The organism is Algimonas arctica (genome assembly GCF_014652695.1).
GTDB lineage: Bacteria > Pseudomonadota > Alphaproteobacteria > Caulobacterales > Maricaulaceae > Litorimonas > Litorimonas arctica.
In genome coordinates this window covers 1-22709 of sequence record NZ_BMZH01000009.1, presented here as the reverse complement: position 1 = coordinate 22709, position 22709 = coordinate 1, and the positions used below count along the sequence as shown (strand labels likewise).

The 22709-nt window shown below is 54.6% G+C and carries 19 protein-coding genes, 1 tRNA gene and 1 pseudogene; 8 read left to right on the top strand and 13 right to left on the bottom strand.

The genetic code is table 11. The annotated features are described in order from the left end of the window. Positions 1-15: 15 nt before the first annotated feature. The 3 genes from IE105_RS10740 to IE105_RS10730 form a co-directional block, all read right to left on the bottom strand. Positions 16-1647, bottom strand: coding sequence for an EAL domain-containing protein (locus IE105_RS10740; protein ID WP_189498311.1), 1632 nt, complete (start codon positions 1645-1647; stop codon positions 16-18). 35 nt (positions 1648-1682) lie between these two features. Beyond that, on the bottom strand, positions 1683-2120 hold the full coding sequence (locus IE105_RS10735; protein ID WP_189498309.1) for a hypothetical protein: 438 nt from the start codon (positions 2118-2120) through the stop codon (positions 1683-1685). Between the two features lie 89 nt (positions 2121-2209). Beyond that, positions 2210-2962: a glycosyltransferase family 2 protein gene (locus tag IE105_RS10730; protein ID WP_189498307.1), complete on the bottom strand. Its 753-nt coding sequence runs from the start codon at positions 2960-2962 to the stop codon at positions 2210-2212. Positions 2963-3047: 85 nt separating this feature from the next. On the opposite strand from IE105_RS10730, the gene IE105_RS10725 reads away from it, so the two are divergent. Then, positions 3048-4613: an ArnT family glycosyltransferase gene (locus IE105_RS10725; RefSeq protein WP_189498305.1), complete on the top strand. Its 1566-nt coding sequence runs from the start codon at positions 3048-3050 to the stop codon at positions 4611-4613. Between the two features lie 18 nt (positions 4614-4631). On the opposite strand, the gene IE105_RS10720 is transcribed toward IE105_RS10725, so the two are convergent. From IE105_RS10720 to thrS, 4 genes are read right to left on the bottom strand one after another with little or no spacing between them, the layout of a single operon-like run. Then, complete coding sequence (locus IE105_RS10720) at positions 4632-5012, bottom strand: VOC family protein (protein ID WP_189498303.1); 381 nt, start codon at positions 5010-5012, stop codon at positions 4632-4634. Between the two features lie 53 nt (positions 5013-5065). Next, entirely contained in the window at positions 5066-5962 is an 897-nt protein-coding gene (locus IE105_RS10715; RefSeq protein ID WP_189498301.1) for a glycosyltransferase, read from the bottom strand. Then, positions 5952-7226, bottom strand: a complete 1275-nt coding sequence (locus tag IE105_RS10710; RefSeq protein ID WP_233354121.1) for an O-antigen ligase family protein — start codon at positions 7224-7226, stop codon at positions 5952-5954. The genes IE105_RS10715 and IE105_RS10710 overlap by 11 nt, the downstream gene beginning before the upstream one ends. 16 nt (positions 7227-7242) lie before the next feature. After that, a complete protein-coding gene (thrS, locus tag IE105_RS10705; protein ID WP_189498297.1) occupies positions 7243-9171 on the bottom strand; it encodes a threonine--tRNA ligase in 1929 nt (642 codons plus the stop codon). A gap of 752 nt (positions 9172-9923) precedes the next feature. Here thrS and uvrB point away from each other — a divergent pair. After that, positions 9924-12050 (top strand): excinuclease ABC subunit UvrB, encoded by a 2127-nt coding sequence (gene uvrB / locus IE105_RS10700; protein WP_233354107.1) that lies wholly within the window; start codon positions 9924-9926, stop codon positions 12048-12050. A gap of 116 nt (positions 12051-12166) precedes the next feature. Here the strand turns inward: uvrB and ybiA are convergent, their stop codons facing one another. The 3 genes from ybiA to IE105_RS10685 form a co-directional block, all read right to left on the bottom strand. Then, a complete protein-coding gene (gene ybiA, locus IE105_RS10695) occupies positions 12167-12640 on the bottom strand; it encodes a riboflavin biosynthesis intermediates N-glycosidase (RefSeq protein ID WP_189498293.1) in 474 nt (157 codons plus the stop codon). A gap of 102 nt (positions 12641-12742) precedes the next feature. After that, positions 12743-13105 (bottom strand): VOC family protein, encoded by a 363-nt coding sequence (locus IE105_RS10690; protein ID WP_189498291.1) that lies wholly within the window; start codon positions 13103-13105, stop codon positions 12743-12745. A gap of 115 nt (positions 13106-13220) precedes the next feature. Further along, positions 13221-13721, bottom strand: a complete 501-nt coding sequence (locus IE105_RS10685; protein WP_189498289.1) for an Lrp/AsnC family transcriptional regulator — start codon at positions 13719-13721, stop codon at positions 13221-13223. A 185-nt stretch (positions 13722-13906) separates the two neighbouring features. Here IE105_RS10685 and IE105_RS10680 point away from each other — a divergent pair, with 185 nt between their 5' ends. The 4 genes from IE105_RS10680 to IE105_RS10660 all read left to right on the top strand — a co-directional run bounded on the left by IE105_RS10680 (position 13907) and on the right by IE105_RS10660 (position 17991). Next, positions 13907-15154: a thiamine pyrophosphate-dependent enzyme gene (locus IE105_RS10680; RefSeq protein ID WP_189498287.1), complete on the top strand. Its 1248-nt coding sequence runs from the start codon at positions 13907-13909 to the stop codon at positions 15152-15154. After that, positions 15154-16170, top strand: a complete 1017-nt coding sequence (locus tag IE105_RS10675) for an alpha-ketoacid dehydrogenase subunit beta (RefSeq protein ID WP_189498285.1) — start codon at positions 15154-15156, stop codon at positions 16168-16170. The genes IE105_RS10680 and IE105_RS10675 overlap by 1 nt, the downstream gene beginning before the upstream one ends. After that, positions 16171-17733 (top strand): 2-oxo acid dehydrogenase subunit E2, encoded by a 1563-nt coding sequence (locus IE105_RS10665; RefSeq protein ID WP_233354106.1) that lies wholly within the window; start codon positions 16171-16173, stop codon positions 17731-17733. A 181-nt stretch (positions 17734-17914) separates the two neighbouring features. Continuing rightward, positions 17915-17991, top strand: a tRNA-Met gene (locus IE105_RS10660). A 210-nt stretch (positions 17992-18201) separates the two neighbouring features. Here the strand turns inward: IE105_RS10660 and IE105_RS10655 are convergent. Genes IE105_RS10655 through IE105_RS10645 form a run of 3 tightly spaced genes read right to left on the bottom strand, consistent with a single transcriptional unit; the run spans position 18202 to position 20647 of the window. After that, positions 18202-19899 (bottom strand): recombinase family protein, encoded by a 1698-nt coding sequence (locus IE105_RS10655; protein WP_189498283.1) that lies wholly within the window; start codon positions 19897-19899, stop codon positions 18202-18204. A gap of 14 nt (positions 19900-19913) precedes the next feature. Further along, positions 19914-20393, bottom strand: coding sequence for a DUF2924 domain-containing protein (locus tag IE105_RS10650; RefSeq protein ID WP_189498281.1), 480 nt, complete (start codon positions 20391-20393; stop codon positions 19914-19916). Then, complete coding sequence (locus IE105_RS10645) at positions 20390-20647, bottom strand: DUF3489 domain-containing protein (protein ID WP_189498279.1); 258 nt, start codon at positions 20645-20647, stop codon at positions 20390-20392. Before IE105_RS10645 ends, IE105_RS10650 begins: the two co-directional genes overlap by 4 nt. A 564-nt stretch (positions 20648-21211) precedes the next feature. Between IE105_RS10645 and IE105_RS10640 the strand changes: the two genes are divergently transcribed. Further along, positions 21212-22303, top strand: a complete 1092-nt coding sequence (locus IE105_RS10640) for a retron system putative HNH endonuclease (protein ID WP_189498277.1) — start codon at positions 21212-21214, stop codon at positions 22301-22303. Between the two features lie 75 nt (positions 22304-22378). Continuing rightward, positions 22379-22709, top strand: a pseudogene (locus tag IE105_RS15535) (IS6 family transposase); the annotation flags it as partial.

The following is a 22709-nucleotide window of genomic DNA, read 5'->3' as shown; positions in this document are numbered from 1 at the left end:
GACCGTCTCAACCCGTCATGCCGCGCGAGACGGACTTGCGGGCGTATTGGGCTGATGCGGCGCGGGTCCGGGCCGACCAAAATAATAGCCTTGCAAATAATCTACGCCCAGACGCGCAAGAATTTGAGCATCGGCCCGATCTTCGACCATTTCAGCCACCGTTTCGACGGCGAAGGTTGAGGCTAAATCGACCATCATGCGAATGAATGCCTGTTTGTTAGCATCCAGCGCCACGCCGCGCACAAGACTGCCATCAATTTTGATGCAATCAGCCTCGACGGCAAGCAGGTTTCGGAAACTTGTATGTCCGGACGCAAAATCATCCACGGCAAAGCGACACCCCAACCCGCGTACCTCGGCGGAAAACCGCGACGCCTTTGCGGGATCATCAACCGCAAGCGTTTCCGTCATTTCGAGCGTAATCTGCTTCGTCAACGGGCCGAGTTTTCGCAGCTGATCAATATAGGCGACGCTGTGGGCGTCATTGCCAATTGTTCCGGCTGAGACATTTAAAGCGAGATGCAAACGGCTATCCGCTTCCAAAAAAGGAACCGCTTGTTCGAGGACAAAGAGATCAATCCGGTGAACCTCACCGGCCCCTTCTGCGGCTACGATAAAGGGAAACGCACTCGACAGACGTCCCGCACCGTCGCGCAGGCGCAACAGACATTCATGATGGTGAAGGTCTTGGCTCACCGCGTGAACAATCGGCTGGAAGGCCAGTTCTAACAGCGCTTCGTCTAAGGCTTCATAGACACTGGGTAAGCGCGTTTTCGTCGGTGCGAGGGGCGCATCATCACCGGATAATGCCCGATTTGTTATCGCCAATGCGCGCTCAACCGTGTCGAGCGGCGCGCGGGTCGATTCGAGTTCTAATGCCAGAAGGCCAAACGGAGTTTGGTATAGTTCGGCTGTGACCGCCGCGCGTAAGCGTAAGCTCAATGTATCGGGATCAGAATTGAGTGTCACCGCGGCGAAGTCCGGACCGTCTAAGCGCGCGACCAAATCTGGCGTCCGTAAAGCCGCCTGCATCCGATCTGCGGCCTGTTGCAAAAGTTGTTCGCGTAAACCCTCGCCAAATGTCGCGGTTAATGTCTCCAGATTGCTAAGGCGTAACCGTAGGAGGTGAACGGGAATACCGATCCGGCCTCCCAATCCAGCGAGTTGCGTGCCCCCCTCCATCAAAGCGGCCCGGTTAGGCAGTCGCGTCAGCGCGTCATGCCTTGCCCGCCACACGGTCGCTTCATCGCTTCGAACATCATCGGTCCGATCAATAATGACACCGCGAACCAGTGTCGCGCGACCATCGGCACACGCAACCGCTTCGGCCACTTCGCGCACATGGCGCGTCACACCCATTGTATCGCGTAAGGGGTAGTCCAATTGATAACGCGCCCCGTCATAGGTGAGTGAGCCGACCGCGTTTTGTCTGTCGCGCATATCTTGCCGTAGCATCCGACCTTCCCAGTCGGCTTGCGTCGTTTGTAGCGCACCAGGACTTTCGATTAGATAGCGTTCCAAGGCGGTGCGATCTGAAAAATCAAGATATCCGTCTTCGCCCATTTCAAAGGCGTAAGCCCCCGCCAGCGCGAGCGCACCGGACAAAAGCGCGGGTTCAAGCAAAGGGGAACGGGTTTGCCGTGCCATCGTCGTTGGATCTTTTGGCGTAGACCCCATCGTCGTCAATCCGCAAAGCCAGCATCGACCCCAAAGTCACGCCGCGCCGAGGCGATCGTGACCATGAAGCCGGCCAAAACATCCAACAGGGTCATTGTTCCGACAATGAAGAAGACCGAGGTCGCGAACGCGGGCATCAACAGAAACTGGATGAGGCAGATGATGAATAAGATTAACGAAAACGCGTGGTTCATCACAGCCGCTCGGCCTGTACCCGTCGATTTGATGAGCTCAAAGAAAAGACAAACCAGCGCTAAGCTGGTCAGCGCATGACCCGGTGTAATCGCCCAATTGACCCCACTTGCCATAGGCACAACAAGGAAATCCGTATCCAAACGAACGCGCATTTCGTCCACGCTGGACAAAGCCTGACCGGTCAGGGCGAGAAGATTATAAATGACGACCGGGACGGTCATCAAAGGAAAAACTGAAAGCACGCGCATCGTGCGGCCCCGCAAAACTTGGTTAACTAACCGTTATCCTGCGCGCAGACCCGTTAAGGGCGGGTAAAGACGTCTGCGCGGTCTTGCGCCTATATTTCGTCATAGCCACCGGACTGTCGTGCGCGACTAATGAGCCAACGGACACCGCGCAAATCCGCAATACTGACCTTTAATCGCCCGAAGTTTGTATATTTGCTTTCACCTTCGCCGCGCTCCCGATGATCAACATCACGGTATTCGCAGACATAGCCTTCACGCAGCATCAAGGCTGGCAGATAGCGGTGGATGTGATCAAAATAGGGTAGTTCTAAGAACGCCTGACGACGAAAGACTTTAAGCCCACATCCGGTATCATCAGCCTCATCATGGAGCAGACGTTTACGAACGCCATTGCCAATGCGCGACCCCAGCCGCTTGGCCACTGTGTCCTTGCGTTTGGCGCGCCGCCCGCCAACCATCCCCAATGTCTCAGGCGCGTCGTCTCTGATTATTTGCGCGTAAAGAGCGGGAATATCGGCAGGGACGTTCTGCCCATCTGAGTCCAGTGTCGCAATCATAGGAGCGCGCGCCGCAATGATAGCCGTGCGCAGCCCCCGGCTTTGTCCGGCATTCTTGCGGTGGGACAGCACACGCAGTTGAGGAAATTTAGTCTTTAGCGCGATCAATCGGGCCTGCGTATCATCCGTCGATCCATCATCGGTCACAACAATTTCGTGCGCGACATCCTTTAGCGCGGCGTCAATCTCCGTAATCAAGGGACCTAGATTACCGGATTCATTATAAGCGGGCAGGACGACAGCGAGAGCAGGCGGGGCGAGCTTAGATAGAGTGTCATTGGCCATGTCTTGCTTTGGCAGGCGTGTCGCTAACGAACAAGTGCGCAGTGCGGCTCTTGCTCTCAGCGACAGGTCAAGGCATTTGCAAAACATGCTCGACACCCCGTCAAATCGGCTTCGCGACCTTCTGTTTTTGACTCTCATTGGGTTATTCGCGTTTTTGCCCGGTCTCGCCTCAATCCCCCCGATAGACCGCGATGAAAGCCGGTATGTTCAAGCGACCGTCCAAATGGTCGAGACGGGGGCTCTCATTGACATTCGTTTTCAAGATCAAGCGCGTCACAAAAAACCTGCGGGCGCATATTGGGCACAACTCGCGAGCCTTGGTGCGACAGGACAAATTGACGATGTGAAACGCGGCGAACGCGCCATCTGGGCCCACCGATTACCGAGTGTTTTGGGGGCTCTGATTGCCATATGGGCGACGTATCTATGCGGCGCGGCCCTGTTTGGACGCCGCGAGGCAGTCATAAGCGCGGGCCTCCTTGCCGTCTCCGTCTCGCTTGTGTTCGAAGCCCATCTTGCCAAGACGGATGCGATGTTGGCCGGGGCCAGCGCTGTGGTCCTTTACGGTCTGGCGACACGCAGAGCCTGGCCGACATGGTTAGGCCTCGCGTTGGGAATGTTGCTCAAGGGGCCTATCCTGTTGGGTCTTGCCATCTTGGCCCTTGCCGTTGATGCGATCTGGAACCGATCCGCCGCGCGTGTCCGGTCCATTATGAAGCCTCTGCCGATCCTAGTCGCCCTCATGATGGCCGTGCCGTGGTTTATAGCCATCGGTTTGGAAACGAACGGCGCGTTTTTTGCCGAAGCGATAGGTCGGGATTTCGGCGGTAAAATCGCAGGCGCACAAGAATTCCACGGCGGCGCGCCGGGCTATTATTTAATCACGACACTATTCATGTTTTGGCCCGGCATTTTCGCCGTCCCGATTGCCGTCTTCTTTGCGTGGCAACAGCGCGCGGATCAGGACATTCGGTTGTTGATCGCTTGGCTTGTGCCAATGTGGATTCTTCTGGAGTTGGTTCCGACCAAACTGCCGCATTACACGCTCATCCTTTATCCGGCGCTGGTCTTGCTGGCAGGCGCGGGATGGGTGAAGCTTACGGACGCCCGTAAAACGAGAGTCGCAGGATTGACGCTCGCCGCCGTGATCGGCGGTCTATTATCTGTCGGTGTTGCCGCGACACTGTGGACCGCCACCCCCCCGATTTGGGTCGGAGTAATTGCGATAGGGATGATCGCGCTCGCCCTCTCGGCGGGTGTCTGCCTCCTCCGCCAACAGGACAAGCGCGCGCTCACCTTGACGGCTTTATTCCTCGGCATTGGATTTGGGGGCGTCATTGGTCACAGCCCCTTGATTGACCTCACGCCGCGCCTCGTCGCAAAAATCCCCGAAGGCATGCGCATTTCGTCCCCGGATTACCGTGAACCGTCTCTGGTTTTCCTGACTGACACGCAGACGCGATTAGCGCGCGCCGCAGAACCCGGCGATGCGCTTATTCTCGCGGACGATACCGCTGCCCCCGCCTGCGCTACGAAAGGCGAAACCGTTGCCGGGATGAATTACGCCAAGGGGAGCAACGTCAGCTTGACGGTCTTCCTCACGGAGAACTGTTCGGTCGCTGAGCTCTACCGCTGGGCTGTCGCGGACTAAGTGTTTAGTCCTTAGGCCTTAGGCTTTTGCGCGATGCTGATCGATGAGAACCGGGTTTCCATCGGGATCAAGCAAGGTGACATAATCCGGTCCGTCCCCTTTTGGGTCCGCTTCGCGGATAATATCCAAGCCCGCCGCTTTAAGCTTTGCTTGAATATCCCGAACGTCTTCGAACACGTCGAGCTCTTGTGCGCTCTGATCCCAGCCGGGATTGAACGTCAGCGTGTTCTTGTCAAACATCCCCTGAAACAAACCGATTTTAGTGTCACCATTGGCGAGAACCAGCCAGTTTTGATCAATATTTCCGCCCACTTCGGTAAACCCGAGCGCGGCGTAAAAGGCTTTGGATTTGTGGATGTCCGCCACGGCAAGACTGATACAAAAAGCACCGAGTTGCATAGTATTCTCCCTCATTCGGGACTTCTATAACACAGAATGGCGCGTTGGCCGGGTTAGCGATCGCGCACGGCCTTGCGTAAGCTCAACATGACGAAACGCGCGGCCAACATGACGGCCATAATTGGCGCGCACAAGATTGTCGCAAGTTTCACGCCGAACCCCGGGCCTGTCGTCCAGAAGTACCGTAAAAATCCCTTTAGCTTGTGCCACTCCACCCACAAACGCGTGACGTCAGACGTGGAGCCGTGGTGCATTGCGCGCGCGTTAGGAACGAAGATAACCGCACCCCCCGCCTGCCGGACAGCGCGGCAAATCGCGATGTCTTCAACATGCAGGAAATACCCCCCATCAAAGCCTCCGATGTGGTCGAACGAGGCCCGGTCCGTCATAATACTGGCCCCAGACACGGTTGGCATCGGCACCGGACCTTCGGGCAATGGGGCGTCATCCCGGTGGATGGAATGAAAACCCGGCAGATGGTGCAGAGGTGTAAAACTGGCCAGAGCAGAGGCGAAGTTTAGCACGCCGCGCCGCGCCCCGCGCTGTTCCTGACCGTTAGAATTTAGCAGCATTCCGCCCACAATCCACGGCGTTTGAGCGGCGGCCCCAGCCTCAGCCAATTTGCGCGCGGCGCCGGTTTCGATATTTGCATCGGGATTGAGGAAGAAGAGATTGTCACCGGTCGCTAGCGCTGCGCCGTAATTGCAGCCCCGCGCAAAGCCGACGTTGCCGTGACCTTGTAAAAGACGGACCATCCGATTGCGCTGCGCAATCCGAAATAATTGCGCGCGATCAGCGGTGGAATTGCCATTGTCGACAATAATCAACTCATGAATATCCGCGTCGTTACACACGGCTGTGATCGCTTCGATCAGCGCCGGACCCGTCATGTAGGACACCATGACGACACTGATCCGGATCTTTTTTGTCGGTGCGGTGCTATTGCTCATCGGTCGGCACTTCGTCTGGAACGTCGCACAATAACAGGTCGAGTTTCGTTGGAATCAGTAACACAAGGGCCAAACAGAGACCCAATAGTCCCCACCACCAATATTGCCACGCCCCCACAGTCACGGCGCTCGCCACGGTTGCGCTCATTAACATGCCAGAGACAGCCGCCCCTCGCCACGCATGGTCGCCCGTAAGGCGACGCAACGGCGCATAAAGGCTAACGATGGCCAACGTGAGCAAAAGCGCACCGATGGCGCCCGCTTCGACCCATGTTTGCAGACCAATATTATGCGGGTGCAATGACACGAACGGTACATCAACGCCGATGCGTGTCGTGAAAGCCTCTTGAAAACTGCGCGAACTATCGAGCCCCTTACCGATCCACGGCGATTCAGTGATGCGCGACAGGCTATAATCCCACATCCGTAGTCGATGGTCCCAACTCATCGGGAGGCGCGCCATCGTGCCCTCTCCGGCCATGCGGGACACGACACCGACAAGCGGGGCAAACACAATCGACGCCGCCAATGCGCTAAGCGACAGGCGCAGTCCCCATCGCGGCGTTTTATACCCCATGATAAAGAACGGCGCGGCGAGGAGCATAATCATCGGTACGATCGACAAGCGGTTCAACATAGTTCCGATCAGGATCAACGCGATAAAGGTGATGGTCGTCGGCCAAAACCGCCCCGGCGGTAAACGCGTAGCAAAGAACGCCAAGAGCAAGGGCAGTATTACGGCATAAGCGACATGGCCGCGACCAATATTCATCTCCGCATCACCCTGCCGCTGGTTCAAATCCTCTCCCACACCAACAGGGTCCAGAAACGTATTGATGCCATAACCCGACGCTACATCCAGCGCCAATATGGCCACGCCCGCGAAGGCAACGGCCATCAGGATTTGGCTCAGCAGGGTCCGTCGCCATTCGGTTCGCGTCAACAACAAGGCAGGCAAGGCCGCCGTCAACGCCACCTGTCCCGCAAGACGATAGGCCGTCTCTGGCCCAGCAGGGCTCCAAGCCGCGCTGAGTGACAACCAGCCAAAAAATAACGCAAAGGCAAGACCGGGGACAATGAGCGTGCGGCTATTCATCGGGACCACGTCCCGATGGACCAGCCAAACGAGCCATCCAACAGCCCCCAGAAGAATAACTAAGCCAGAAAACCCCAGCGCGCCAAAATGGATATAAACTGCGATAAAGCTAAGCCAAAAAACTAGCCAGACACTCGCAAATCCATCGATGAACCGTATGGCCTTCATTGTGTTCAAGAAACGCTTAGCGCTTAAGGTCCGGTGCAGTCGCCTCGATCGTCAATGCCGCAATCGCATCCTCAACGGTCACGATCTCTTGTCCTTGCGAGCCCAAACGACGCAACGCGAGTTTGCCTTCTTCGGCTTCACGGCGACCGACAACAGCAATGACGGGTATTTTACGATCCGCAGATAATTCACGAATTTTGTAATTGATCTTCTCATTGCGTGTATCCAGCTCGGCGCGAAGACCGGCGGCGTTCAACTGGGCGACAACGTCGGCGGCGTAATCATCTGCATCCGACGTGATGGTCGCGACAACGACTTGGACAGGACTTAGCCAGAGCGGGAATTTACCCGCATAATTTTCGATCAGGATGCCAAGGAAGCGCTCAAAACTGCCGAGCACCGCGCGGTGCAACATAACCGGCGCGTGCTTCGCATCATCCGCACCGACATAGCTCGCGCCGAGCCGTTCGGGCATGTTCGGGTCCAGCTGGATCGTCCCGGCCTGCCATTCCCGTCCAATTGCATCGCGCAAGACAAAGTCGAGTTTCGGGCCATAAAACGCGCCATCGCCTTCATTCAAGATGACTTCCAATCCGGACGCTTCTGCCGCTTCTCCAAGCGCTTTTTCAGACATATCCCAATATTCATCGGATCCGACGCGCGTGTCGGGACGGGTTGAAAAATTGACTTTGACATCATCAAAACCGAGGTCGGCATAGACGGATTTCAAGAGTTCGGTGAACGCTTTGACCTCGTCCGTGACTTGATCCAGCGTACAGAAAATATGCCCGTCATCTTGCACGAAACCGCGTACGCGCATGAGGCCATGCAGCGCCCCAGATGGCTCATAGCGGTGGCAGGAGCCAAATTCCGCGTAGCGCACCGGCAAGTCACGATAGGATTTCATGCCCTGATTAAAGACTTGAATATGACACGGACAGTTCATCGGTTTCAGCGCGAGAACTTTATCTTCTTCGGCGATTTCGGCGACAAACATATTCTCGCGATATTTCTCCCAGTGGCCAGATGCCTCCCAGAATTTGCGATCCATCAACTGCGGCGTTTTAATTTCCGCATAGCCATATTCGCGCTGGCGGCGGGCCATATAGGCCATCAGCGTTGTGTAAATCATCCAGCCGTTGGGGTGCCAGAATGCCTGCCCTTGCGCTTCCTCTTGAAAGTGAAACAGCTCCAACTGACGTCCCAAACGGCGATGGTCGCGCGCTTCGGCTTCTTCGATTTGTTTTAGGTGCGCGTCCAGATCTTCTTGGCTTGCCCAAGCGGTACCGTAAATCCGCTGCAGTTGCGGATTATTGCTATCCCCGCGCCAGTAAGCGCCCGCGACTTTCATCAATTTGAACGCTTTGCCGATCTTGCCTGTGCTCGGCAAATGCGGGCCACGGCAGAGGTCGAACCAGTTGCCCTGACGGTAAACAGTGATGGTTTCGCTCTCGGGCAGGTCCTCGATCAACTCAGCCTTGAACGTTTCGCCCATGTCGCGGAACATTTTAATCGCAGCGTTCCGATCCATTTCCTCGCGCACGAACTTGTCATTGCGATTGATGATGAATGCCATTTTCTTCTCGATAGCTGCAAAGTCATCCTCAGAAATCGGCTCCTCGCGGTGGAAGTCGTAATAAAAGCCATTTTCGATGACGGGCCCAATCGTGACCTGCGTGCCGGGGAAAAGCTCTTGCACGGCTTCCGCCATCACGTGCGACGCATCATGCCGGATCAACTCCAACCCTTCCGGGTCTTTCGCTGTCACCAGTTCGATTTTAGCGTCAGCGGTGATCGGCCGCGTCGCATCCAGCAACACACCGTCCAGCTTCACCGCCAAGACTTTCTTGGCCAGGCCAGAGGATATCGACTTGGCAACCTCAAGCGCCGTAACGCCGTCGTCATAGTCACGGATGTTGCCGTCAGGGAATGTTAAGCTGGGCATGGGTGAACGCGTCCGAAGAGTAAGTTAAGTCGCGCATGTCGCAAATAGGGGCGCAAGGGGCAAGAGGCCATGGAGGTTGAGCTATATGCGACTTCACATGAAAAACGAGACCCAATCAGCCTTATTTTTGCACAAAAATTCAACAATACGCGCCCGCAGCAGGGCATCGGCTGACTATTTCAGCTGCCCAATAAAACATAGCTTGCGTCAATTAATTTAAAAAAGAGGCGAGACTACGTCCAAGGCTCCCATTAATGCATAGATGGTGCGGCATTCATGGCTATTCTGCCTAATCCACAACCATGCGATATCACAATCGTCTTGAGACTTTGATCTAACCCAGTCTCGATCGAAACGAAATTAAACAGGACACTGATACTGTCCATCACACACTACGGAATTTTGAATTTTATGACTCGGAATGTAAAGAAAATCGGCGCCGCAACACTCGGCTTTATCATCACCTGCACATCGGCCATCGCGACAGACGCATTCGCCCGATAAATTACGGCAGGGCCTGTCGGTCCTCGCGCTTCTAAAAGATAAATGCGGAACCTCAGGCTCCGCAATACTTCAAGCGACTAATGGGGCGGGTATTTCGCCGCCGCAAGCCGTGTCTGGCTCGCACTAGACCTACTTGTGCCCTTAGCGCGGCGACGCACCTCGATGAATGAGACTGTCACTCGCATTGCCGACCCCTTGGCGTTCTCGCTCCGTTCCCCTATCTACCTTCTATGCTTGAACCCGTTCGAATGTCTGTCCACGATGCTCCGGCGCTGTGGACCCCGCATAAGCCGGCGCGTCCAGAGAAGTCGGAAGGCGGCAAGCGGTTTATCTTGAATTCGCCGTTCGAGCCCAAGGGCGATCAGCCCAAAGCGATTAAAGCGCTCGTGCAGGGCATCAATGACAAGGACCGCGATCAGGTTCTGCTCGGCGTGACCGGGTCGGGCAAGACCTTTACGATGGCCAAGATCATTGAACAAACGCAGCGCCCGGCGCTGATTATGGCGCCGAACAAGACGCTCGCGGCGCAGCTCTATTCGGAATTTAAATCCTTCTTTCCGGAAAACGCCGTCGAATATTTCGTGTCCTATTATGATTATTATCAGCCGGAAGCCTATGTCCCGCGCACGGATACGTTCATCGAGAAAGATAGCTCGGTCAATGAGCAGATTGACCGTATGCGCCACGCGGCGACCCGCGCAATTTTGGAACGCGATGATGTGATTATCGTCGCGTCTGTGTCCTGTATTTACGGGATCGGCTCGGTCGAGACTTACACGGCGATGACGATTGATTTGGCGCGCGGGCAAGCGATTGATCCGCGCGAGTTGATGACTCAGCTGGTCGGGCTGCAATATCAACGTAATGATCTCGCGTTTGCACGCGGGTCCTTCCGTGTGCGCGGCGATACGATTGAACTATTCCCCGCGCACTATGACGATACGGCGTGGCGCTTTGACTTCTTTGGCGATGAGATTGACAGCATCACCGAGTTTGACCCGCTTACGGGTAAAACAGGCCGCGTGATCGACACAGTCCGAGTCTATGCCAATAGCCACTATGTCACGCCGCGCCCGACCGTCCAAAGCGCCATGAAGGGCATTAAAGCCGAGTTGGACAAGACGCTAAAAATCTTCGAAGCCGAAGGCAAACTCCTCGAAGCGCAACGCATACAGCAACGCACTGAATTTGATTTGGAAATGATGGCGGCGGCCGGTTTCTGCAACGGGATCGAAAACTATTCGCGCTATCTCACGGGCCGCGCGCCTGGCGAACCGCCGCCCACATTGTTCGAATATCTGCCCGAAGATGCGCTGCTGTTCATGGACGAGAGCCATGTCGGCGTCTCACAAATCGGCGGCATGAGCCGCGGCGATGCGAACCGCAAAACGACCCTGTCTGAGCATGGCTTCCGCCTGCCCTCTTGCATCGATAACCGCCCGCTGAAGTTCGAAGAATGGGACGCGATGCGGCCACAGACCGTCTATGTCAGCGCCACACCCGCCAATTGGGAAATGGAACGCACGGGCGGCGTGTTCGTCGAACAAGTCATTCGCCCAACCGGCCTCATCGACCCCCCTGTCGAAGTGCGCCCTGTGTCCGGTGAGCATCACAATCAGGTTGATGACGTGGTCGACGAAGTCCGCAAGACGACGGCCAAAGGCTTCCGCTCGCTCGTTACGACATTGACGAAAAAGATGTCCGAAGACCTGACCGAATATATGTCGGATCAGGGCATTAAAGTGCGCTACATGCATAGTGACGTCGACACGTTGGAACGGATCGAAATCATCCGCGATCTCCGGCTCGGTGTGTTCGACGTGCTCATCGGGATTAACCTGCTGCGCGAAGGGCTGGATATTCCGGAATGTGCGTTCGTTGGCATTCTCGACGCGGATAAAGAAGGCTTCCTGCGATCCGAGACGTCGATGATCCAAACCATCGGTCGTGCCGCGCGGAACTCAGAAGCCCATGTCGTGCTCTACGCCGATAAAATCACCGGCTCGATGCAACGCGCGATGGATGAGACCGAACGCCGCCGCGTCCGCCAAGTCGCCCACAACACGCTACACGGTATCACCCCGCAAACCATTTTGCGCGGCGTCGCGGATATGGTCGGCGACAGCCAAAACGCGCAGAAAATCAAGGACGAACGCGACAGCTACACTCCAAGCGGCCTCAAGAAAAAAGGCAAACGCGGCCAAATGCTCGAAGCCGCCGAAGGCGACGAACCGTTCACCGGCCAGACAATGGGCGGCAACGCCATTGCGGTGGCGGCCGAGCTAGAGAAGCGCATGTTCGAAGCGGCTGAGAATTTGGAGTTTGAGGAAGCGGCGCGGTTGCGGGATGAGTTGGTGAAGGTGCGGGGCGCTTAGCGGTCCGGCCCCGCCGGAATTGTCAGTCCGGGGGACTGACAATAGCGCAGCGTCGCGAGCGGTTCGCGCATTCAGCGCGATTGGCTGCCAAAAAGGTCTTCAGAGAATTCGTAAAATCAATCGTCGGCAAGTTCCGCACGGACTCGCATGAGAATTTCACCAAGTAGATTTTGTCCGCGCCAGCAGTCTGGGTTAGTGATGTCCGGGTCGTTTTCAGCTAATCCAACGCCCCAGATTATATCTTTGGGATTAGCTTCGACGAGTATCGCATTCCCTGTGGCGAGGAGCTTCTTACGAAGCCCCTTGTTCTGCGTAAATTTTGCCCAGTTTCCTGCATGAACGATCTCGACTTTATTTGCGTCCCAATCTTGTTGGATAAATCCCCGAACCTGTTGGCCGAGACGCTTGTGATCGCTGGGGTGTTTTGCCGCCACTATCTTTTCTGCGATCATCCCGTCGCCGAACAAGGTGGCTTTTTTGTACATCATGAATTGCTCGGCATTGCCAAACGCAATTCCATCTACGGAAAAATTAGACGGGTGCCATTGGCTCAGAAAGCCTTTTAAAAATGGGCGAACACCACAGGTCATAAGCCCAACGTTATGCTGGGGTCGTCATTGAAAGCAAATGAAGTCGCCACGCGGATGTTGAAAATCAGTCAGCCGCGTGGCAAACGCTAAAAGTTTGAGAACCTAGCTAAAATCGTAAAAGCACAACTTATTGCCATCCGGGTCTTTGGCATAGGCGCCATAAAATTGACCCGGTATGCGGGAGCCCGGCTCTCCGTCGCACGTCGCGCCGAGTTCAAGCGCCTTCTTGTACATCGCGTCACAGCCGTCCTGTCCGCCACCTTTTAATGCGATCATGGTGCCATTCCCCGGATGCGGGTCGTTTGCGTCATACGGGACGCAGACGGCGATCATCGGTCCGCCCATGGTCTCGCCGATAAAGGCGATACGGCCACCATCAAAAAGCACTTTGTGACCAGTCAAGCTGGTATAAAATTCCTTGGCCGCGTCGATATCCCGAACGCCGATAGTTACATAACCGATCATAATCGCTTCCTATTGCAATGATTGAAGGCACGCATGGCAGATGGAACGCTGCCCGGCAAACCAGGCGCCATCATTCCACACATATGCTGACAGCCGGATCGGTAAGGACCGGGCGTTAATAGCGCGGGACAGCACTCGAAATAAGGTTCAGTGGTAACGCCGTTGTGTCTTTGGCTTGGCGCAACACGATCCGGCTTTGCACGTCTGAGATCAGGTCGATGCTGAGCAGGGTCTCGCGCAGGAAAGTCTCATAAGCGTGCATATCCGTCGTGACGATGCGGAGCATGAAATCTACGGCGCCCGTCACGACGGCACATTGGACGACTTCGGGCATGCGGGAGACTTCGCGCTCGAATTTTTCCATATTCGTACGGTTGGGCAACGAGAGTTTCACGGCGACGAAGACTTCGAAATCAAGGCCGAGCAGGCTCCGGTCGAGCAGGGTGACGCGGGCGCTGATGATACCGAGTTCTTCCATCCGCTTAATACGGCGCCAGCACGGCGAACTACTCAATCCGACCTGCTCACTAATCTCCGCCACAGAGAGACCCGCATTTCCTTGCAGAAGGTGCAGAATTTTGGCATCGATGTTATCAATCTGCGTAGGCGTTTTCATTGTCTATCCCCTGCCGCCATGCCGTTTGGCGAATTCGTTGAACAAGTTTTTTGTATTCCTAGCGCATCTTGGTAGGATTTGCCAACAATCTTGCAATTGTCGCAATGTATTTCACATAGTTTCCGCATAAACGGGCTGTCATTGGGCGTTTCCAACGTCAATTATGGATAAAGGCTTCACGCTACATGGCGAAACCAAGGTCAAACCAGTCCCGTCTGCATGTGCCAGAGCCCCCCTTTCGGCCCGGTGATTCTCCCGATTACAGTCATATTTCCGTTCCCACGATGCACACGCCGCATCGGCCTGACCCGATGTGCGACGATCATGAAACGGCGGAACATGCGCTAAAGCTCATCCGCGTGATGCGCTTCAATGGCGACACCGCCGGGGAATGGATCCCGAACCTGACGCCGGACATAAAGCGCAAGATGCTCAAAGACATGATGCTGACCCGCGCAATGGATGAGCGGATGTTCGCCATGCAGCGCCAAGGCAAGATGAGCTTTTACATGAAAAGCGCGGGCGAAGAGGCTGTGTCTGTCGGTCACGCACAAGCGTTATTAGACACGGACATGACGTTTCCGACCTATCGTCAACAAGGCATTCTGATTAATCGCGGCGCGTCCATGCTGGAAATGATGAACCAATGCTTGTCCAATTCCGGCGACCCCCTGCAGGGCAAGAATATTCCGGTGCTTTATTCATTTAAGAAGCACGGGTTCTTCTCAATCTCGGGCAATCTCGGCACACAGCTGATCCAAGCGGTCGGCTGGGCGATGGCCGAAGCCTATAAGAACTCTGACTCGATAGCGTCCACTTTCACCGGTGAAGGGGCGACGGCGGAAGGCGACTTCCATTATGCGCTTAACTTCGCCTCCACCTACCGCGCGCCCTGCATCATCAATGTCGTCAATAATCAATGGGCGATCTCATCCTTCCAAGGCATCGCCATGGGCGAAGGCGAAAGCTTTGCCGCACGCGGCACCGGCTATGGCCTTGCGACCTTGCGGGTCGACGGTAATGACGCGCTTGCGGTTTACGCCGTGACGAGTTGGGCCGCCGAGCGGGCGCGCAAAGGGGGCGGCGCGACGGTGATCGAGCATTTCACCTATCGCAAAGAAGGCCATTCAACGTCGGATGACCCCTCCAAATACCGCCCTAAGAATGACGCCGAAGTCTGGCCTTTCGGTGATCCTGTCAAACGTCTGAAAGACCACCTCATTAAACTCGGCGAGTGGGACGAAGATCAACACACGGCGTATGAAAAGGAGGCCAAACTCTTCGTGCGCGAAACCTACAAGCAAGCCGAAGCGCTCGGCACGGTCGATTCAGGCCCGCAAGTGGATGATTTCACCATGTTCGAACAAGTCTACGCCGATCCGCCTAAGCTGCTGTTAGAGCAAAAAGAGATGTTCAAGCGGGAGCTCGGATAATGCCACAAATGAGCATGATCGAAGCCATCCGCGACGCGATGGATGTCAAAATGACAGAGGACCCGAACGTCCTCACATTTGGCGAAGATGTCGGGTTTTTTGGCGGTGTTTTTCGCTGCACGGCAGGGCTGCAAGAAAAACACGGTTTGCACCGCTGTTTCGACACACCGATTAGCGAAGGCGGCATTGTCGGCATTGCGATCGGCATGGCCGCCAACGGGTTGCGTCCCGTCGCAGAAATTCAGTTCGCCGATTATATTTATCCCGGCTATGACCAAATCGCGAGTGAGGCAGCGCGACTACGCTACCGCTCCAACGGTGACTTCATTGCCCCGCTGACAATCCGCACCCCGGTCGGCGGCGGTATATTTGGTGGCCCAACGCACAGCCAATCGCCCGAAGCCCTGTTCACGCACATCTCCGGATTAAAAACGATTATTCCGAGCAATCCTTATGATGCCAAAGGCTTGTTGATTGCGGCGATTGAGAGCGACGATCCGGTTCTCTTTTTGGAACCAAAACGCCTTTATAATGGCCCGTTTGACGGCGATCACGAAAGCCCGTCTGTGTCTTGGAAAGGACACGAACTCGGTGAAGTGCCGTCCGGGCGCTATACTGTTGAGCTGGGCAAGGCGCGGCAGGTCACGGAAGGCTCCGACATTACCATCATCGCTTACGGCACGATGGTTTGGGTCGCCGAAGCGGTCGCAAAGAATATGGGCATTTCGGCTGACATCCTCGACCTTCGCTCGCTTATGCCCCTCGATATTGATGCCATTGAAGCCAGCGTCAAAAAGACCGGACGTTGCGTTATTTTGCACGAAGCCACCCGTACATCCGGCTTTGGCGCAGAACTGATGGCCTTGGTTCATGAACGGTGCTTCTACCACCTCGAAGCCCCGATCCAACGCGTGACCGGATGGGATACGCCTTATCCACACGCGCAAGAATGGGCCTATTTCCCGGGACAGAAACGCGTTACCGCGGCTGTTCGTGAGGTTTTGGAGGCCGCATAGATGGGCACCTATCGGTTTAAACTGCCAGATATTGGCGAAGGCGTCGTCGAAGCCGAAATCACGGCTTGGCATGTGGCTGTCGGGGACACCGTCGAAGAAGATCAACCGCTTGCGGACGCCATGACGGATAAAGCGACGATTGAGCTCACCAGCCCAGTCGACGGAGTTGTCCGCACAGTCGCGTGCGAAGACGGCGAAATTGTCGCTGTCGGCGCTGATTTGGTCGTGTTTGATGTAGCCGATAGTGATGCAAGCGCCGACGCCCCAACCCCAGACGCACTAAGTTCTGACGCACCGTCAGAAGTCGCGACCGCTCCCCCTGACGTACAGGTCGAATCCGGCACTTACGACTTCAAACTACCCGATATCGGCGAAGGCGTGGTCGAAGCGGAAATCACCGCCTGGCATGTCGCGGTTGGGGACACCGTCGAAGAAGACGATCCCATTGCCGATGCCATGACAGACAAAGCCACGATCGAATTGACCAGCCCGGTCAGCGGTATCGTCAGCGCAGTCGGGTGTGACGAAGGCGAAATCGCGTCCGTGGGCTCCGTGCTCGTGCGGTTCACGGTCGAGAGTGGCGGCAATACTGACATCGCGCCCGCACAAAATGACACAGCCACGAAGACACCCGCAGCCAAACCCTCTACGCCCGTAAAGACACAGAGCAGCCGCCCTGCTCCACAGACATCAATACGCGCCCTCGCCTCACCCGCCGTGCGCAAACGGGCCAAAGACGCGGGCCTTGATCTCGGCTCAGCGAAAGCCACGGGACCGTTGGGCCAAGTCACGCATGCCGATCTGGATGCACTCAACAGCGTCATGGAACCCGTTGAGGGTGAAACCCGGATCAAGGTCATCGGCCTACGCCGCGTGATCGCGACGCGGATGCAAGACGCGAAACGTCACATCCCGCATTTCACCTATGTCGACGAAATCGACATGACGGAATTGGAAGGCTTACGGAAACGCGTGAATACGAAATTCGCCGATGATCCGACGAAAACAAAGCTGACCGTTTTGCCTTTCATGATCCGCGCCCTCGCGGTGACCTTGCGAGACTGGCCACAATTTAATGCGCTCTATCAGGATGGCTCTGATGGATTGTCGGGCGGTCCCGGTAATTATGTCAGCCAGTTTAGCGATCTGAACCTCGGCATCGCCGCCCAGACGGATCTCGGCTTGGTTGTGCCTGTATTGCGCCGCGCCCAGACCCTCTCGATTTGGGAGTTGGGCACAGAAATCGGACGCCTAGCCGTCGGCGCGCGCGACAACAAATTATCGCCCGCCGATTTCCAAGGCGCGACGACAACCGTGACGTCGCTCGGCCCCTTAGGCGGGATTGTCACGACCCCGGTCATTAACCGACCGCAAGTTGCGATCTTTGGCCCGAACAAAATACGACCAAAGCTGGAAATGCGCGACGGTGTCGTCGTGGAACGGCTGGTCATGAATTTTAGCGTTTCGTGCGATCATCGCGTCATCGATGGCTATGATGCAGCACTGATGATCCAAGACCTGAAACGGCGACTCGAAGACCCGCTAGAAATGTTCCTGAATTAGGGCACGGCTCTAGCGGGCTCAACCCTCACACGCCTCACCGTAAGAAGGTCCGCCGATATGGCGGACGATGGCGCCGGAGTGCGGAAGCGGTCTTGCGCATAGCATCTGCAAAAGCGTTAAAACATCCGCAAACAAGACTTGCCGCCCTGCCCCCACACCCCTATATGGCGCGCCTTACCGTGGTGGGGTAGCTCAGCTGGTTAGAGCGCAGGACTCATAATCCTGAGGTCGAGAGTTCAAGTCTCTCTCCCACTACCACGCACTCAGCACTCTCGGCCTCCGATATGTGTGGAGTGAGAATAGCCCCTACTATCGGGGACTTAGCCAGATAAGACCTCACGGGAGAGGTCAAGAGAGACGTAAGAATCGGCTATTTTACGCCGATTATCTAAAGCGTCTCAGATCGCAAATATTTCCGCCGCAATATTTCTGACGGGATGCAGTTAACATCTGTGGGATTATGAGGTGTTAGTCTTCCATCCCAAGGAACGCTCTTTGGGCGGTCCAATCTAGGGGCAGGTTCGGGGACAGTCGGCGTAATTGGTCAACCGTCATATCGACGGGATGCTTCCCATCGATAATATCTCTCACGATAGAGGGCGCCAAAAATGCTAACATGAGTGTCCGACTAATATCGCCGCGATGAACATTTTCCGTTTCAGCAATGCTTCCAGTGGTCGGATACACACCACTCTTTAATCCCTCACACCAATGTCTCGCTGTCGCAACGAGCTTGATTAGGTCGGAGTCTGGATGACCAAGGGCTTGCCCTCCGATGATGAGTTTCGTCTCTATCCCGCGTCGCCTCATTTGAAGCGGATATTTCAGTGTGATGACGGGATCTCCACAGGCGTTGGTTTGTGTTTGAGAGGCTTCGGTAGCGGGCACGAGCATGTTGCGACGGAGGGTCAGTGTCATTTCGGTCTGGCTGATTTGGATACGACGAACCAGATCAATCAGCACGACTCTCTGAGTTTCTGAATGCTCGGCAGTGAGATGGTCAGTCAACTCAGCGGCATAGGCTTCTAGACTAGAGACATGATGCGGCGTGATATTTTTGAGACCTAGGACTTCCATGATGCGCGCCGTATCGGACAGAAGATCAGTGATCCGGCTCACGACAAGCTTTTCAATCTGTTTGGCCGGAAGCCGAAGTGCCGTCCCATCATCCATTTCGCCCTTGGAAAGCGCGGCGGAGATATAGTAACGATAGCGTCGACCATTGGGCTTCTTAGAATGCACTGGCGAGAGGCGCTGATCGTTCTGGTCATAGAGCAAGCCCGTCAGCAGACTGTTAGACGCAATGTTGATTGAGCGTCGCCGTTTCGGTGCATTGGTTTCTAATGTCGCCTGCACGGCTTTCCATAAGCCTATGTCGATGATGGCGGTATGCTGGCCTTTATAGACCTCATCTTTATGCTTGATCTTACCGATATAGACCGGGTTCGACAGGAGCTTGTAGAGATGACCTCGGCTGAAGGACTTGCCGCCAATTTGTGACTGCTTCTTCGTGATCCTCCGCTTGGTGACATAGCCATCCCGATCCAGCTCATGCTTAAGCTGACGGACTGAGCCAAGTTCTACATAGCGCGTCATGATATGACGAACCGTGTCGGCCTCTCCCTCATTCACCACGAGCTGCTTGTTGATATTGTCATAGCCCAGCGGCGGCAACCCACCCATCCACTGTCCGCGCTTCTTCGACGCTGCGATCTTATCCCGGATTCGCTCCGCTGTGACCTCCCGCTCGAATTGGGCGAAAGAGAGTAGAACGTTCAGTGTCAGCCGTCCCATGCTGGTGGTCGTGTTGAAAGCTTGTGTAATGGAAACGAAGGAGACGGCATGCCGATCAAAGACATCCACCAGCTTGGCGAAGTCCGCCAACGACCGTGTCAGCCTGTCCACCTTATAAACAACGACAATATCAATCTGTCCAGCTTCTATATCGGCAATCATGGCTTGCAGCCCCGGCCTTTCCATATGCCCGCCGGATATACCGCCGTCAGAATAGACCTGACCTGTGGGCGTCCAGCCTTCTCCCGCTTGAGACAGAATGTATGCGCCACAACTTTCCGCTTGGGCATCGAGCGAGTTAAACGCTTGGTCCAAGCCCTCTTCCGTCGACTTTCGGGTATAGACCGCACAGCGCTTCTTGGTCTCAGACATGAGCTCGCCCCGTCTCAGCCCGATGCCTTGTTGAGCCCAAAGAAGCGCGGGCCGGACCAGTGTGCGCCTGTGATGTCCTTGGCGATCGCACTGAGGGAGCTCCAGACCTTGTCCTTATAGACAAAGCCCTCCTCAATGACTGAGACTGTGTAAGGACGCCCATTCCATTCTCGCACGAGGCGGGATCCCGGTACGAGCGCTATTCGGGGTTTGGAGCGTATGGGCTTAGGTCCCGCATCCTCTGAAGAAGTAGATATTTGAAACCTGGAGCCTTGATCGCGCAAAGCGGCCTTCAAGACTTTCTGGTCAACTTTAGAAAGGTTCGGTGCATGTTTAGACTGCAGCTCATAGGACAGCGCGCGCAGCAGAAAGACACGGCTGGCAGATTTGGGCGGTGGGCAGTTTACGACCGACGTCCAGCGTTCCCCTAGCTCGGATCGGTTTAAAGCCTCCAGCTCTGCGAGGCCGTCCGCGACCTTGTCAGGGCGGCTCATGTGTCCACCTCATTCGATTGGATGGCGTAAACGCTGTCCTTGTTCGAGCGCTCAGTGCGAGTGATGGCATATCCGCGTTTGCGTAGGCCTGTCATTGTGGCGGACGTCGTATGGGGAAGCCATCCAAGGGCTTCGCTCGCCTTAGCGAGCGTCACGCCACTCTTACGCGACAGCATTGCGACCAGCTTGGCTTGTTTGGTGCCCTCGCGGGGTGGGGTGAGTTCTCGGGCCTTTGTCTGGGTTTGCGTGGTCATACTGGTCTCCGTAATCCGCACCCACACCGTGTGAGCGCTACTACCGAGACAAGACCCTCAGATCGGGCCGCAGGACACTACCGCGTGCTTTGCGCGCGAAGTCCAGTCGTTTGTTGGGTTAGGTCAAACCGAGATTCTAATGATACCTGATTTGTAATCAGGGGGTCCGTGGTTCGAGTCCGTGTGGGGCACCATTTTTCTCTTAAAAATCAATAATTTATACGATTTTTAGAGAATGCTATTTTGACCCTAAAAACTCAAGGTACCAAATAGGGACCAATTGCGGGTGAGTTTTGATGTATCACAGTGCATTTCTTTAATGTTAAAATTCAGACGCAACCAGTTTACGCGTCTGTAACGCTAATCGAACTAGTTTTATTTATCAGACCATTTTTGAATACTGCCCCCCCGGATACTATAATTTCGCCGTCAGTCTTCGGGAGGGATAAAGATGAGTGCCCTCTTAGAATGCGCAGTTGGTGTAAAAAATAATTTTCACTCGGAAAGCCAATGAAATTGTTATAATCTTTTTGCAAATGTTGAGTTGCCGCCTGAAAGGCTAATGTGAGATTTGTAGATAAATCAAAGTTTTCAAATGTAGCAGAAAGGCAAATAGGTCTTTCTGAGGCTAAATCTAAAATAGTAAAATATCTTCAGCTACAACCTTCAGTTCGTCGCAGACGCCGCCCCCCTGTCGATTATCGTGTTTTTCTCGAACTTTTACCAATTCTGCACAAAGCATTCTGTATGAGATGCGCATATTGCGAATCAAAAGTTTCTATTGAAACCGCTGACATTGAGCATTTTAGACCTTTATCAAATGCCCTCGATAGTGACAACACCAGTAGTTTGGAGCACTATGTTTGGCTGGCTTATGAATGGGACAACCTTTTACTCTCATGTGCAACATGCAATTCGTTAAAACGAAATCAATTTCCATTGTTGGGCTCTCGTGCGCCATTGGACAGTACGCCTTCTGTTAATGACTTAAGGGAAATGGAAAGATGTTTACTATTAGATCCTTGCTACGACTTCGGGTCTAAATATCTTACATTTTTGCGTAACGGAAAAATTATCCCGCGCGAAGATTTGTCGAAAACCGATAAACGGATCGCTGATACACACTTACGTATTATGCAGTTAAATCGCCAATTTTTGGTGACGGAAAGACGCACCTCTTTCGATAAAACTGTGTCGCGTTTGAAGTCAGGCGCATTGAGCCTTAAGAATACGATTTCCACAAATGCTGAGAAAATTAGCTTCAACCAGATTGATTCGACAGTCCATTGGGAGACGTTCATTTTTGACGCTTCAGTGGATTACCCAGGAGCAATATCAAAAATAGCGTTGAACGTGGTTCACAAAGCCTCTCCAAACTTTAAAGGGAATCTACGTGAGGCCTTGTCAATATTTGAAAATAGCATCTCAGACAATTTTCGAGATGACCCTTTGGGTAAAGAGTTAGAATATAAAGAGATTGCCGACGCATCTATTGTAAAAGTTACGACTCAATTTGATCCAATAAACTTAGATACCCTAAACGCACCACTCCAGAGCGTAACAATAAAGAACTTCAAGGCGATAAGTAGCATTGAGTTGGGTATTGTCAGCTTAAACGGCGACAGCCGCATTTCTAACAAATTGGCCCACGATTAGACGGCGATCAAATCACGCCACTCGCTGAGTGATGTATCACGCATCGCTTTGAAACGGGTCCGGCTTTCGAGATNCATTCGGCTTTGGGTCGATCGGTTTGGTCCTATATTCGCAAACCAAATCCGGTCGAAACGATCGGCTTGTCTGCGCGAACATACGCAATGGCAGTGGCATCTCGACGAGGTTTTCGTGAAGATCAACGGGGTCCAACATTATCTATGGCGGGCTGTTGACCATGAAGGCGAGGTTCTAGAGTGCTATGTGACCAAGAAACGGGATAAAATCGCGGCCTTACGGTTCATGAAGAAAGCGATGAAACGCTATGGTCCGCCCCGAAGGGTCATTACGGACAAGCTCCGGTCCTACGGAGCTGCTATGCGCGACATTGGTAATCAGAGCCGCCAGA